The organism is Enterobacter sp. KB-280D8 (assembly GCF_041399405.1).
Classification (GTDB): Bacteria; Pseudomonadota; Gammaproteobacteria; order Enterobacterales; family Enterobacteriaceae; genus Enterobacter; species Enterobacter cloacae_N.
Map to the genome: position 1 here is coordinate 271,983 of NZ_JBGKEC010000001.1, position 12,954 is coordinate 284,936.

A 12,954-nucleotide genomic window follows, 5' to 3' on the forward strand; every position below is an offset into this window, starting at 1 on the left:
ATCGCTCATCTACCGGGCATCAGCCCGCAGGCTTATTATCTCAGACGTTTATGAAGACTTGCTCCCACCAGCAGCGCAGCGCACAGCATCAGCGCGATAAACCCGCCCACGCCGTTCCAGCCGTAGTGATGCCAGAACACGCCCCCGAGGGTCCCGGCGATGCTGGAACCCAGGTAATAGCTAAACAGATACAGCGACGATGCCTGCCCTTTGGCGCGACGCGCGCGCGGGCCAATCCAGCTGCTGGCGACCGAGTGTGCGGCGAAGAACCCTGCGGAGAAGAGCAGCATTCCGGCAAAAATCAGCCACAGGGGGGTGAAGAGCGTCAGCAGCAGGCCGACCAGCATCACCACCGTGAAGAACAGCATGACCGGGCCGCGGCCGAAGCGCGCGGTCATCGCCCCGGCTTTCGGCGAGCTCCACGTGCCGGTGAGATAGGCCACGGAAAGCAAACCTACAACGGCCTGGTTCAGATGCCACGGCGAGAGCATCAGGCGATAGCCAATATAGTTAAACAGCGTCACGAAGGAGCCCATCAGCAGGAATCCCATCAGAAATAGTCGCGGTAAACCTTTGTCGCGCCAGTGCAGGCGGAAGTTGATAAACAGCGTTTTCGGCCGCAGAGAGGTCGGGCGGAAATGGCGCGATTCCGGCAGGATTTTCCAGAACATCAGGGCTGATGCCAGCGCAAAACACCCGATTACCGCCAGCGCAATACGCCAGTTAAAGAAATCCGTGAAGACCCCGCTCAGCAGGCGTCCGCTCATGCCGCCAATCGAGTTCCCGCTGATGTAGAGCCCCATCGAGAAGGCAACAAAGCTCGGGTGGATCTCCTCGCTGAGGTAGGTCATTCCGACCGCCGCCACGCCGCTGAGCGAGAGCCCAATCAGCGCGCGCATCACCAGAATACCGTGCCAGCTGGTCATCATGGTCGAGAGTAACGTGCAGACCGAGGCCAGCATCAGGGCGGTTACCATCACCGGTTTACGGCCAATGGCGTCGGACAGCGGCCCGGTAAAGAGCAGGCCAATCGCCAGCATGCCGGTAGAAACAGACAGTGAAACGCTGCTGCTGGCAGGCGATACGCCAAACTCATGAGAGAGAACGGGCAGGATCGGCTGAACGCAATAGAGCAGGGCAAATGTTGCCAGACCGGCGGAGAAGAGCGCCAGCGTGACGCGCATAAACTGGGGGGTACCACGTTTAATGAACTGGACCGGCTGCGGTGCTGCGGGTAAATCATTGATATCTCTTGCCGGATCGATATCAATAGTAGTTGTACGACTCACACAGTTTCCTTGCTTAAACATCCCCGTGATTTCGGGTGACGGGTATGACCACCTGTTCAGGGTAGGAAAATGTAAATATTCTGTCTAATATATTAATAATCTCAAATGATACCTTAAAAATATGAATATCGAGCTGCGTCATCTTCGCTACTTTGTCGCCGTCGCTGAGGAGCTGCATTTTGGTCGCGCGGCGGCGCGGCTGAATATCTCTCAGCCACCCTTAAGCCAGCAGATTCAGATCCTGGAACAGCAGGTCGGGGCGCGCCTTCTGGCCCGCACCAACCGCAGCGTGAGCCTGACGGCGGCGGGGAAGCAGTTTCTTATCGACAGCCGACAAATCCTGAGCATGGTCGATGACGCCGCCGCCCGGGCGGAACGGCTCTATCTCGGGGAAGCCGGAGAGCTGCGAATCGGGTTTACCTCGTCCGCGCCGTTTATCAGCGCCGTCTCGCAGACGCTCTCGTCATTCCGCCGTCATTTTCCGGATGTGCATATTCAGACGCGCGAAATTAATACCCGCGAGCAGATTGCGCCGCTGAATGAAGGTGCGCTCGATCTGGGGCTGATGCGTAATACCCAGCTGCCGGACACGCTGGCGTGGGAGGTGATCCTGCGCGAACCGCTAATGGCCATGATCCCGCTCGATCACCCGCTGGCGTCGCGTCCGGCGGTCTCGCTGGCAGAGCTGGCAAAAGAGCCGTTTGTCTTTTTTGACCCGCAGGTCGGAACGGGTCTGTATGACGATATTCTGGGGCTGATGCGCCGCTACGATCTGGCGCCGGTCATTACCCAGGAAGTGGGAGAGGCGATGACCATTATTGGCCTGGTCGCCGCCGGGCTGGGCGTGTCGATACTCCCGGCCTCCTTTAAGCGGGTACAGCTGCGCGAAATGCGCTGGGTTGCCATTGCCGAAGAGGATGCCGTTTCGGAGATGTGGCTGGTGTGGTCAAAACATCGTGAACAGAGTCATGCTGCGCAGCGCTTCAAACAGCAGTTAATCCAGGCCTCCGCAGCCTGATTTTTCCCGGGAAAAACGGGTAAAAATGTGCGGTAAATCACATGGCTAAGTAAATATTTGACGACACCCATGGAAGTGCTTCACCATAGCCAATAGTTTATTTCGAAGCTCGAAAATAAGGGAGTACGAGGTGGTTGCTGATAGTCAGCCAGGGCATATTGATCAGATTAAGCAGACCAATGCTGGCGCGGTGTATCGCCTGATTGATCAGCTTGGTCCGGTTTCGCGTATCGATCTGTCGCGCCTGGCACAGCTGGCACCTGCCAGTATCACCAAGATTGTCCGCGAAATGCTGGAAGCGCACCTGGTTCAGGAGACGGAAATTCAGGAGCCGGGCAGCCGTGGCCGTCCGGCGGTCGGGCTGGTAGTTGAGACGGAAGCCTGGCACTACCTCTCACTGCGCATCAGTCGCGGAGAGATCTTCCTTGCGCTGCGCGATCTCAGCAGCAAGCTGGTGGTGGAAGACCGGCTTGAGCTACCGCTCAATGCCGAGGAACCGCTCCTTGACGCGATTGTCTCGCACATCGATCGCTTCTTTATCCGCCATCAGCAGCGGCTTGAGCGCCTGACGGCGATTGCCATAACCATGCCGGGAATTATTGATACCGAAAACGGCATTGTGCACCGCATGCCGTTTTACGACGATGTCAAAGAGATGCCGCTGGGTGAGGTGCTGAAAAACCATACCGGCGTGCCGGTCTATATTCAGCACGACATTAGCGCCTGGACGATGGCGGAAGCGCTGTTTGGCGCGTCTCGCGGTGCGCGGGACGTCATTCAGGTGGTCATCGACCATAACGTCGGGGCGGGGGTGATCACCGACGGTCGGCTTCTCCACGCCGGAAGCAGCAGCCTGGTGGAAATCGGCCACACCCAGGTCGACCCGTACGGTAAGCGCTGCTACTGTGGGAACCACGGCTGTCTGGAGACGATTGCCAGCGTGGAAAGCGTGCTGGAACTGGCGCAGGTCCGGCTCAGCCAGTCCATGAGCTCCTCGCTGCACGGACAACCCTTAACTGTGGACTCCCTCTGCGCCGCCGCGCGCCAGGGCGATCTGCTGGCGAAGGACATCATTACTGGAGTAGGGAATAACGTTGGCCGCATTCTGGCCATTATGGTGAACCTCTTCAACCCCCAAAAAATCCTCATTGGCTCACCGCTGAGCCAGGCGGCGGAAATCCTCTTCCCGGCGATCTCGGCCTGTATCCATCAGCAGTCGCTTCCCGCCTACAGCAAAAATATTGCGGTAGAAAGCACCCAGTTTTCCAACCAGGGCACGATGGCCGGCGCGGCGCTGGTCAAAGATGCCATGTATAACGGCTCGCTGCTTATCCGCCTGTTACAGGGTTAACTCTTTTCCGCTGATGTAAGAAAAATTGCGCTATCTCAAGCCGGGTAGCGCACGCATCCCGTAGACTTCCTCCACTGAATTATTTACCTGGTTTATATTTTCGAAGCATACCCAAGAGGTGGAGTGAGTCATGCTTAAGCGTTTCTTTGTTACTGGTACAGATACCTCTGTCGGCAAGACCGTCGTATCCCGCGCATTGATGCAGGCGCTGGCAGCAAGCGGTAGACGCGTTGCAGGGTTCAAACCGGTCGCAAAAGGGAGTAAAGAGACGCCAGAGGGATTACGTAATAAAGACGCCCTGGTGCTGCAAAGCGTCTCGTCGCTGGAACTGCCTTATCACGCGGTCAATCCCATTGCGTTAAGCGAAGAGGAGAGCAGCGTGGCGCACAGCGGCCTGATTAACTACTCCCTGTTGTCCGACGGGCTGGCGAACCTGAGCGAGCAGGTCGATCACGTGGTGGTGGAAGGGACGGGCGGCTGGCGCAGCCTGATGAATGACCTGCGCCCGCTCTCCGAATGGGTCGTGCAGGAGCAACTGCCGGTGGTGATGGTAGTGGGTATTCAGGAAGGGTGCATCAACCATGCGCTGCTGACGGCGCAGGCGATTGCCAATGACGGCCTGCCGCTGATTGGCTGGGTGGCAAACCGCATTAATCCGGGCCTCGCGCACTACGCTGAAATCATCGACGTGCTGAGCACCAAGCTGCCTGGTCCGCTGGTGGGCGAGCTGCCTTATCTGCCGCGCGCCGAGCAGCGCGAGCTAGCGCAGTACATCGATCTCTCTGCCCTCGGTGGCGTGTTGACCGTAGATCGAGTCGTGGCGTAACGTCCGCGACAGCACGGACGCCATCACGCAGGCGACCAGTAAACCGGGCAGTAAAAAATATTGCCCGGTCATTTCACTGACCATCAGCGCCGACATAATGGGCGCATGCGTGGTCGCGGCAAGTAGCGTTGCCATTCCTGCCAGCCCCAGCAGAATCGCCGTCTCAGAGCCCGGCAGCCATAGCGCGAACAGCTGCGCCAACAGCATCCCCGTTGCCATGCCGACAAACAGCGTGGGCGTAAACACCCCGCCCGGCGCGCCCGAACCGCTGCTCGCCAGTACCGCCAGCAGCTTACAGATGAACACCCCGGAAATCACCGACAGCAGCGGCGGCGCGAGCAGAAAAGCCTGAACCACGCTGTAGCCATTCCCCCACACCTTCGGCGTCAGTAGAGACAGCAGCCCGACGATCAAGCCGCCGAGCGCCAGCTGCCACGGTGGCGAAAGCCTGAGGCGCAGGAAAAGCCCGTGGCTGAAGGCCATCAGCCACATCAGCAGCGGCCCGCAGAGACCCGCCAGCAGGCCCATGGCGACCAGCAGAGCATAATCGGCCGCGGTGAGAATGCCGCTCAGATGGACCGCGTAGAGCGTACCGGCGCCCGGAGCCAGAAGCTGCGTGGTGAGAAGCGCCATCACCGCCGCAATCACCACCGGACCGAGCGAGGCCAGCATCAGCGTGCCAAACAGAATCTCAGCGATGAACAGGCTTCCGGCTAACGGTGCATGGTAGGCGCTGGCCATCCCGGCGGCGGCGCCACAGGCGATCCAGAGCTTCCATTCCGATTTGGGCGTAAAACGACGGGCAAAAAAGGAGGCGGCGAGGGCGGCAAGCAGGATCATCGCACCTTCCCGGCCGATGGCGCTTCCGCTGGCAACGACCAGCAGCGAAGCAAGGGATTTAACGAGGCTGGCGCCGTAGTCAAACTGACCGTCGCCGGTTTCCAGCGCTTCCATATAATCGGTCGGGGCGTGGGGACGCTGGGCGGTCAGGCGCTGCCATCCCCAGAGCAGCAGTCCGGCAGCCAGCCCTCCAAGCGCAGGCGTTAGCGCGCGTCGCCAGGGTGAAAGCGACGCGGCGGCATTCACCAGGCTGCCGCTGTCGTTGCTCAGAAGCAGCCACTCCAGCAGGTACATGCTGTGGCGGAACGCCGCAACGGCCAGCGCGGCCAGCACGCCGGTTACGGTGGCAATCAGCAGTCGGCGAAACATCGCATGGATGTCTGGGTAGGTATGAAGACGTTGCATGGGTCGCGTTTTAACGGGAACGATACGATATTGTGGCGGGAAAACGCGGGGTTAGCAAAAGGTCTGCGTGCGAAAAAGCCGGGCGATGCCCGGCCAGAAAGGTTAGCTGTCGCTATGAATATTCAGCGCCCGACGCGTACGCCCGGAGCTCAGGTACTCGGCAATATAGTCCTGCGAAATCTCGCCGTTATAGCGCCCGTCCTCATCCACGATCGGCATCCAGCTGGTATTACTCTCATACAGACGGGAAAGCACCACGCGCAGGTTGTCCTCGGCCTTGCCGGTCATGCGGAACGGATGCAGGATGTCGGCACAGGTGCCGCTGGCGTTACGCGCTTCGCGACGCTTCACAAAGCCCAGCGGTTTGCCGTGCTCGTCGACCACCGTAACGGCACGAATATCATTATCATCCATGGTCGCAAAAGCTTCGGGAAGCGGAGTAGAGCCCCGCACCGTAATGGTCGGCTGCTGGTCGGTGACGTCTCCCGCGGAGACCAGCAGCAGGCGCTTCAGCGTACGGTCCTGACCGACAAACGAGCCGACAAACTCATTCGCCGGTTTCGCCAGCAGTTCATCCGGGCTGGCGCACTGCACGATTTTCCCCTGACGGAACACCGCAATACGGTCGCCAAGCTTCAGAGCTTCGTCGATATCGTGGCTCACCAGCATGACGGTTTTTTTCAGCTTGCGCTGCATCTCCAGAAACTGGTTCTGGATCACCTCACGGTTGATCGGGTCCACCGCGCCGAACGGTTCATCCATCAGCAGTACCGGAGGATCCGCCGCCAGGGCGCGGATGACGCCGATACGCTGCTGCTGGCCGCCGGACATCTCGCGCGGATAGCGGTGAAGGAACTTGTGCGGATCCATCGCCACCATGTCCATCAGCTCTTCGGCGCGGGTTTTGCAGCGCGCTTTATCCCAGCCCAGCATGCGCGGCACGACGGTGATGTTCTCTTCAATGGTCATGTTCGGGAACAGGCCAATCTGCTGGATCACGTAGCCGATGTTGCGGCGTAAGGTCACGGTGTCCATCCCGCTGGTGTCCTCGCCGTTAATCAGGATGTTCCCGCTGCTTGGGGTGATGAGGCGGTTAATCATCTTCAGGGTGGTGGTTTTCCCGCAGCCGGACGGGCCGAGCAGGACGCACATTTCCCCTTCAGGCACGTTCAGGTTGACGTTATCGACGGCCTTAAAGGTCTGGCCTTGCTTCTGTGAAAATTGTTTGGTGAGGTTTTCCAGTTTTATCATTATCGAATCCCCTTCGGAGTCAGAACCACCTGCAGACGGTGCAGCAGCCAGTCGAGTACAATCGCTAAAAGACAAATCATCAACGCGCCTGCAATCAGCATGCGAATATCGCTTCCGCCGATGCCGTTAAGCAGCAGAAGGCCCAGCCCACCCGCGCCAATCACGGCGGCGATTGCCATCACGCCGATGTTCATCACCACGGCGGTGCGGATCCCGCCGAAAATCACCGGCAGCGCCATCGGAATTTCCACCCAGCGCAGACGTTGCCAGAACGTCATGCCAATGCCGCGTCCGGCTTCGCGCAGGCCCGGCGGCAGGCTGTCGAGCGCCGTGTGGGTGTTACGCACAATCGGCAGCAGCGAGTAAAGAAACACCGCCGTAATGGCGGGCAGGGCGCCAATCCCCTGACCGATCAGCGAAAACAGCGGGATCATCAGGCCAAACAGCGCGATAGATGGAATGGTCAGCACGATGGTGGCTATCCCCAGCACCGGCGTCGCCAGCCACTTGTGGCGGACAATCAGAATGCCCAGCGGGACGCCGATGATAATCGCTAAGCCCACGGCCAGCGCCACCAGCCACAGATGCTGCAGCGTCAGGGTTAACAGATAGTCCCAGTTGTCCAGAATGTAGTGAACGGTATCCATAGCGCCTCCTACAGCAGCTGTTTGCTACGCAGGAAATCGCGGGCGACCTGCTGCGGTGACTGATGGTCGATATCCACCTTTTTGTTCAGCTCGGTAATAACGTCGTTGTTGAGCTGGGCAGAGAGGGTATTGAGCGCCTCTTCCAGACCGGGATTGGCCTCCAGCGTGTCCTTACGCACCACGGGCGTGACCGCGTAGCTCGGGAAGAAGCCTTTATCATCCTCAAGCACCTTCAGGTCGAATCCTTTCACGCGCCCGTCGGTGGTGTATACCAGGCCGGCGTCAACGAAGCCGTCGCGCACCGCGTTATAGACCAGACCGGGGTCCATCTGGCGGATTTGCGGGCGGTCCAGATCCAGCTTATAGGCCTGCTGCAGGGGCTTCATGCCGTCGCTGCGCCCGGCAAACTCCAGGTCTAAGCCCAGCAGCCAATTTTTGTCCGGGTTGGTGTTACGGATCTGCTCAATCTTCGCCACCATCTCCGACATGGTGTTGATATGTTCCGCCTCGGCGCGCTTGCGCTGCATGGCGAAGGCATAGGTGTTGTTCATGTCGGCGGGGTTGAGCCAGACCAGACCGTGCTTCGCGTCGAGGCGCTTCACCGTCTCGTAAGATTCCTGAGGCGACATGCGCTTATTGATGTGGTTGAAGATGATCAGCGACGTACCTGTGTACTCCCACGTCATATCAATCTGCTTGTTGATCATCGCGTTGCGGGAGATCACCGTGGCGATATTGGTTTTTGGCTGAACCTGGAAGCCTTTTTTTTGCAGGTACTGCACGGTCATCGCCGAGAGAATGTGCTGCTCGGTAAAGCTCTTGGTCGCCAGAATCAGCGGGGCTGCCATCGCCTGGCCGGTGAACAGCGCCGCGGCACACAGCGCCGTCAGGCTGGAAAACAGTCTCATAGAAGCTCCTTGTTATTGTTATCGAGCGAGATGGGGGCTCATCACGCGACCCAGCGCGGCCAGCAGGGTGTCGAGGATCAGGGCGAACAGAGCGGTGGCCGCCGCGCCGAGGATCAGGGTCGGGAAATCGTTCAGGTAAATGCCCGGGAAAATCAGCTCGCCGTAGCTGCTGGCGCCAATCAGGAACGCCAGCGGCGCGGTACCGACGTTAATGGCCGTGGCGATGCGGATCCCCGAGAGCATGACCGGCCATGCGTTGGGCAGCTCAACCTGGCGCAGGCGCTGCCATTTGGTCATCCCAATCCCGTTTGCCGCTTCAAGCAGCGACGCAGGGACCGAGCACAGCCCGGCGTAGGTATTGCGCACTATCGGCAGCAGCGAGGCGAGGAACAGGGCGATGATGGCAGGCGTATCGCCGATGCCAATCACCACCATCGCCAGCGCCAGCACCGCCAGCGGGGGCAGGGTGTTGCCGACGTTGAAGATTTGCATCACATATTCGGCGACGCCCCGCGCGGCCGGGCGGCTCAGCAGAATCCCGGCCGGAATGCCCACCAGCAGGGCAAAAAACATCGAGGAGAAAACCAGAATCATGTGCTGTTGCCCGAGGTAAATCAGGTCAACCTGGCGCGCCTTGATTGTCTCAAGCCCAATACCCCAGACGAGGAGGGCGAGGACCACGATAATGGCGCCGACAAACAGCAGTGAACGTTTGAGTAATGGGTGCATTGCGGTGTGTCTCCCTGTGCGCATGCGTTATAGCAACCACCGGTTGCCTGTTGTTATGCCATGTTTCGGCAGGGGTAATTGAGCTATAGCAAGCGTTTGGGAAGGGTTCCAGCGAAGGGGTAAAATCAGTAACCCTATGAAATTAGTGACAACCTTAATTAAAGCCTTACGGCGTAAGGGCTGGTTGCGTGCCAGGCAGAATAGTCCTAAAGCGAATTTGTACAAGTGACAGTGTCACAAAATACAGGGCCCTTACGCCGATGTCATCGTTATTTACAGAGGGAGGCACGAACCCGGCGGACGCGAACCGAGATGCTAATGATAGAAAAAATGGCAACAATCGCGAGCATCAGCCCCAGCGCCAGCATGGCGTTAAACCCAATCCACCTGAACAGCAGCAGCCCCGCGATACCGCCCGTAATAAACGAGAAAAGGGTGGTTAAGTGGGTCTTGAGCTGACTTTTTTGCGCTGCGGTATCCTTCGAGTAATCCCTGCGAAGCATCGCCACCAGCACGGAGGCCAGTGATATTCCCGCATCCGTCAGGGTGCCGGTAATGTGCGTCGATCTTACCCGCCCTCCGGAGAGTTGCGTCGAGGTCGAATTATGAATGCCCATCAGGCCGCACAGGAAAATAATAATCTCGCGGTTGCTCGTGAGGGCGTGGAAATACATTTCGTAGAGAGACACGCCGGTCAATAATATCCCCTCGACGAAAAGGATTTGGCAAAAAACCAGCCGGATATTATGGATAATCCCCCATAACACAATGAGACGCGCAAGGATTGCGCCTGCAACAAAGGAGAGAATGATCGAGCCAAAGAAAATGATATCGCTCAGATCGGTGGAGGAGACTTCGCTGGATAACTGTGAGGTGTTACCGGTCATGTGAGAGGGGAAGAAGCCAAACGCCCCAAGGGCGATGGCGTTCAGTAAACCTGCCGAGGTCGCCAGCCAGAGAGCAAGCCGGCGATCCTCCTTATGCGTTCGTTCTTTCTTGAGTCTAATCAGCAAGAATACCTCCGGGTTGAGCTTTGCCTGAATAGTCAGGCTAGCAAAGCGGTGCAACGGGCTGTCCAGGATATGGCTTAATTATTATTCCCTCTGACGCCAATCAGGGTTTAGTAATTAAATAAAATATCCTTGCTCAAGGTGGGGGCGTAAATACTTTATATCATGCCGTTATTGCCGTGACGCAAAAACGCCGGGCGCTGGTTAAGACGTTCAAACCAGGCCTCAATCGCCGGCACGTCGGGCTTGTCAAACGGCGTCATCTTCCAGCGATTCACCGACAGCCCAAGCACCACGTCCGCAAGGGTAAACGTCTCTCCCGCCGCAAAGGCCCCGGTGCGCTGCAGCTGGTTTTCCAGAATGGTGATGCAGTGGTTCCACTCTTTTATTCCCGCCGCAATGCGCGCAGGGTCGTTAAAGTCCGGGTTTTTTCGTCCCAGCGCCGGGAAGACATAGCGCCAGGCGTTATTGAATTCAGTTGCCTGCCAGTCCATCCAGCGCTCAACGTTGGCGCAGGCCTGCGGCTCTGCAGGCAGCAGATCGTGACGTCCGGCCTTGCGCACCAGATAGCGGCAGATGGCGTTGGACTCCCACAGCACGAAATCGTCATCCATCAGCACCGGCACCATGGCGTTGGGGTTCAGCGCGCGGAAGTCATCCGTTTCTGTTGAGGCAAAACCGCTGCCGTAGTCTTCCTGCAGATAAGGGATGCCCGCTTCTTCACAGGTCCAGAGCACTTTACGAACGTTGATGGAGGTGGTTTTACCGAGGATGTTAATCATGACGCCGCTTCTCTTCAGGGGGATTAATCATTTAAAAACAATACACCCTTTGCGCGAAGAGGGAGGGGTAATATTGAGTGAGGAGTGCTCTGTACGGGCAGGTCAGCGCGTTTTAAGCGGAAACGTTACGTCTTCAGGGTGCGTAATGTGGGTTATTCCGCGCCGTTTTCTCCAGAGGCGCCTGCTTGCTTAATGCAGGGAAAAAATTTAGGCTAACATCAGAGATATGCTTGCTCATTAAAGGCTTAGAAATGGAAAAAATAACCCCTGAATATACGTCCGTTGACTTATCTCGTTGGGCAAGGAAAGAACATTTTGAGATATTTCAGGGCTTTGCTCAATCGACATTTAATCAGACGGTTTTAATTGATATTACTGCGCTGTTAAAACATATCAAAGCGGTTGGCTGGAAATTTTACCCGACTATTATTTTTCTCATTTCGAAAATCGTCAACAGTCATCCGGAGTTCCGTATGGCTATGAAGGACAATGAGCTTATTATATGGAACGAAGTCCATCCAAACTATACCATTTTCCATAATGAAACAGAGACCTTTTCATCATTATGGAGCCATTACGATGGCAATATTCAGCACTTCCAGAACACCTATACTGAAGACATTGCACGCTACGGTAATAATCTTGCTTATTGGCCTAAAGAAGAATTCCGGGAGAATATCTTTTTCATATCAGGTATTCCCTGGGTAAGTTTTACCAGCTTTAACGTCAACGTTGCACACATGAAGAACTTTTTTGCCCCTATGTTTACGCTTGGAAAATACTACGAACAAGATGGAAAAGTATTATTGCCCCTCGCCGTTCAGGTTCATCATTCCGTGTGCGATGGTTTCCATGTGGCAAGACTGTACAATGAGCTACAGGCGATGATCGATGCCTTGCCGCGCCACTCTGCGCAATCCGGTGCGTGATGCGCCAGGCGCTGACGTTAATAAAAAAAAGCCGCAAGCAGCATGCTGCTTACGGCGTCAGGCTCGGTGACGATGAGGCGATCAGGCAGCTTTTACCGCTCTGATTTTTTTACTGTCAGCTTCAGCTGGCTCGGCTTTATCGTCAGCCGTTGGGGCATCGGGAGCAGGGAGCTTGCTGGTGCGCAGAATATGCTGCACGGTCTCTTTCTGCTCGGCGAGATACAGACCAAGATCTTCAGCCTGGTTTTCATCCATCTGCATTCCGCTTTGCAACAGCCAGTCGGTGAACGCGTCTGCCATATCGAGCAGCTTGTCGTGAGCGTCAGCCTCTTTCTTACTGGCAAATGTCATTTTCTCTTCACCTTTTCTTACGACAACATATTTTATTTCAACAGCCATCACGCACCTCTCATACTGTATTTATATACAGTATAACAGATCCGGGATGATGTTGCAGTAAAAAGTGACTACTGGTGCATCGGCTGGGTTTCACGGCTGCTGATACTGCGTCGCCATGCGCCCGGAGCCTGGCCGTATTGACGCTTAAAGCTGCGGTTGAAGGACTGCTGAGAGTCAAAACCGAGCGCGATTGCCACGTTCAGGATGGGCTCATCGCTGTGGGCTAAGCGTTCAACCGATTTTTGCAGCTTTTGCGCGCGAATATATCCGGCGAGGGGGTAGCCCGTGTGCTCTTTGAACAGGCGCTGGAGGTGCCATTTCGAATAGCCGGAGCGTCTGGAGACGGTCTCAATGTCCAGGCGACTGTCGAGGTTGTTATCGATCCAGTCGAGTAAATCATGCATAAATGCGCCAGTGTTCATCAGGTTTCCCCCACGCAGCGATAGAAAAGTATCTTTGTCTGTTGCACTTTAAGGTGGCCTGGTTTTCCGTTAATTGCAAGTTTTATTGTTGCATTTAAATCCTTGCCCGAAACGGGCCTTTTACCGTCGACGCAAATAGCACATAAAG

General features: G+C 56.7%; 14 protein-coding genes. 4 read left to right on the top strand and 10 right to left on the bottom strand.

Going from position 1 to position 12,954, the window contains the following annotated elements; translation table 11 throughout:
• Positions 1 to 35 precede the first annotated feature (35 nt).
• A complete protein-coding gene (locus AB8818_RS01405) occupies positions 36 to 1,289 on the bottom strand; it encodes an MFS transporter (RefSeq protein WP_163329121.1) in 1,254 nt (417 codons plus the stop codon).
• A 121-nt stretch (positions 1,290 to 1,410) separates the two neighbouring features.
• Here AB8818_RS01405 and AB8818_RS01410 point away from each other — a divergent pair, with 121 nt between their 5' ends.
• The 3 genes from AB8818_RS01410 (at position 1,411) to bioD (ending at position 4,484) form a co-directional block, all read left to right on the top strand.
• Positions 1,411 to 2,307 carry a LysR family transcriptional regulator gene (locus tag AB8818_RS01410; RefSeq protein ID WP_116340251.1) on the top strand — a complete coding sequence of 299 codons (897 nt, stop codon included), beginning with the start codon at positions 1,411 to 1,413 and terminating at the stop codon, positions 2,305 to 2,307.
• 130 nt (positions 2,308 to 2,437) lie between these two features.
• Positions 2,438 to 3,658 carry a sugar metabolism global transcriptional regulator Mlc gene (mlc, locus tag AB8818_RS01415; RefSeq protein ID WP_112781952.1) on the top strand — a complete coding sequence of 407 codons (1,221 nt, stop codon included), beginning with the start codon at positions 2,438 to 2,440 and terminating at the stop codon, positions 3,656 to 3,658.
• Positions 3,659 to 3,788: 130 nt separating this feature from the next.
• Positions 3,789 to 4,484 (top strand): dethiobiotin synthase, encoded by a 696-nt coding sequence (bioD, locus tag AB8818_RS01420; RefSeq protein ID WP_192981439.1) that lies wholly within the window; start codon positions 3,789 to 3,791, stop codon positions 4,482 to 4,484.
• On the opposite strand, the gene clcB is transcribed toward bioD, so the two are convergent.
• From clcB to AB8818_RS01455, 7 genes are all read right to left on the bottom strand, one after another.
• Complete coding sequence (clcB, locus tag AB8818_RS01425; RefSeq protein ID WP_192981436.1) at positions 4,419 to 5,729, bottom strand: voltage-gated ClC-type chloride channel ClcB; 1,311 nt, start codon at positions 5,727 to 5,729, stop codon at positions 4,419 to 4,421. The two genes, bioD and clcB, sit on opposite strands and share 66 nt — an antisense overlap.
• Positions 5,730 to 5,831: 102 nt before the next feature.
• Entirely contained in the window at positions 5,832 to 6,980 is a 1,149-nt protein-coding gene (gene osmV, locus AB8818_RS01430) for an osmoprotectant ABC transporter ATP-binding protein OsmV (RefSeq protein WP_192981433.1), read from the bottom strand.
• Complete coding sequence (gene osmW, locus AB8818_RS01435; protein ID WP_028012983.1) at positions 6,980 to 7,627, bottom strand: osmoprotectant ABC transporter permease OsmW; 648 nt, start codon at positions 7,625 to 7,627, stop codon at positions 6,980 to 6,982. The genes osmV and osmW overlap by 1 nt, the downstream gene beginning before the upstream one ends.
• A gap of 8 nt (positions 7,628 to 7,635) precedes the next feature.
• Positions 7,636 to 8,535: an osmoprotectant ABC transporter substrate-binding protein OsmX gene (gene osmX, locus AB8818_RS01440; protein ID WP_192981430.1), complete on the bottom strand. Its 900-nt coding sequence runs from the start codon at positions 8,533 to 8,535 to the stop codon at positions 7,636 to 7,638.
• A gap of 18 nt (positions 8,536 to 8,553) precedes the next feature.
• The gene (gene osmY / locus AB8818_RS01445; RefSeq protein WP_116340238.1) at positions 8,554 to 9,264 is read right to left on the bottom strand and encodes an osmoprotectant ABC transporter permease OsmY; all 711 of its coding nucleotides are present in this window, start codon (positions 9,262 to 9,264) and stop codon (positions 8,554 to 8,556) included.
• A gap of 269 nt (positions 9,265 to 9,533) precedes the next feature.
• Positions 9,534 to 10,277 (bottom strand): YoaK family protein, encoded by a 744-nt coding sequence (locus AB8818_RS01450; RefSeq protein ID WP_116341139.1) that lies wholly within the window; start codon positions 10,275 to 10,277, stop codon positions 9,534 to 9,536.
• Positions 10,278 to 10,432: 155 nt separating this feature from the next.
• Positions 10,433 to 11,056 carry a glutathione S-transferase family protein gene (locus AB8818_RS01455; RefSeq protein WP_116340236.1) on the bottom strand — a complete coding sequence of 208 codons (624 nt, stop codon included), beginning with the start codon at positions 11,054 to 11,056 and terminating at the stop codon, positions 10,433 to 10,435.
• A gap of 251 nt (positions 11,057 to 11,307) precedes the next feature.
• Between AB8818_RS01455 and catA the strand changes: the two genes are divergently transcribed.
• A complete protein-coding gene (catA, locus tag AB8818_RS01460; protein WP_192981427.1) occupies positions 11,308 to 11,985 on the top strand; it encodes a type A chloramphenicol O-acetyltransferase in 678 nt (225 codons plus the stop codon).
• A gap of 81 nt (positions 11,986 to 12,066) precedes the next feature.
• Here the strand turns inward: catA and AB8818_RS01465 are convergent, their stop codons facing one another.
• Both AB8818_RS01465 and AB8818_RS01470 read right to left on the bottom strand, forming a co-directional pair.
• The gene (locus AB8818_RS01465) at positions 12,067 to 12,384 is read right to left on the bottom strand and encodes a YebG family protein (protein ID WP_116340232.1); all 318 of its coding nucleotides are present in this window, start codon (positions 12,382 to 12,384) and stop codon (positions 12,067 to 12,069) included.
• Between the two features lie 68 nt (positions 12,385 to 12,452).
• Positions 12,453 to 12,806: a helix-turn-helix domain-containing protein gene (locus AB8818_RS01470; protein WP_192981424.1), complete on the bottom strand. Its 354-nt coding sequence runs from the start codon at positions 12,804 to 12,806 to the stop codon at positions 12,453 to 12,455.
• Positions 12,807 to 12,954: the final 148 nt, after the last annotated feature.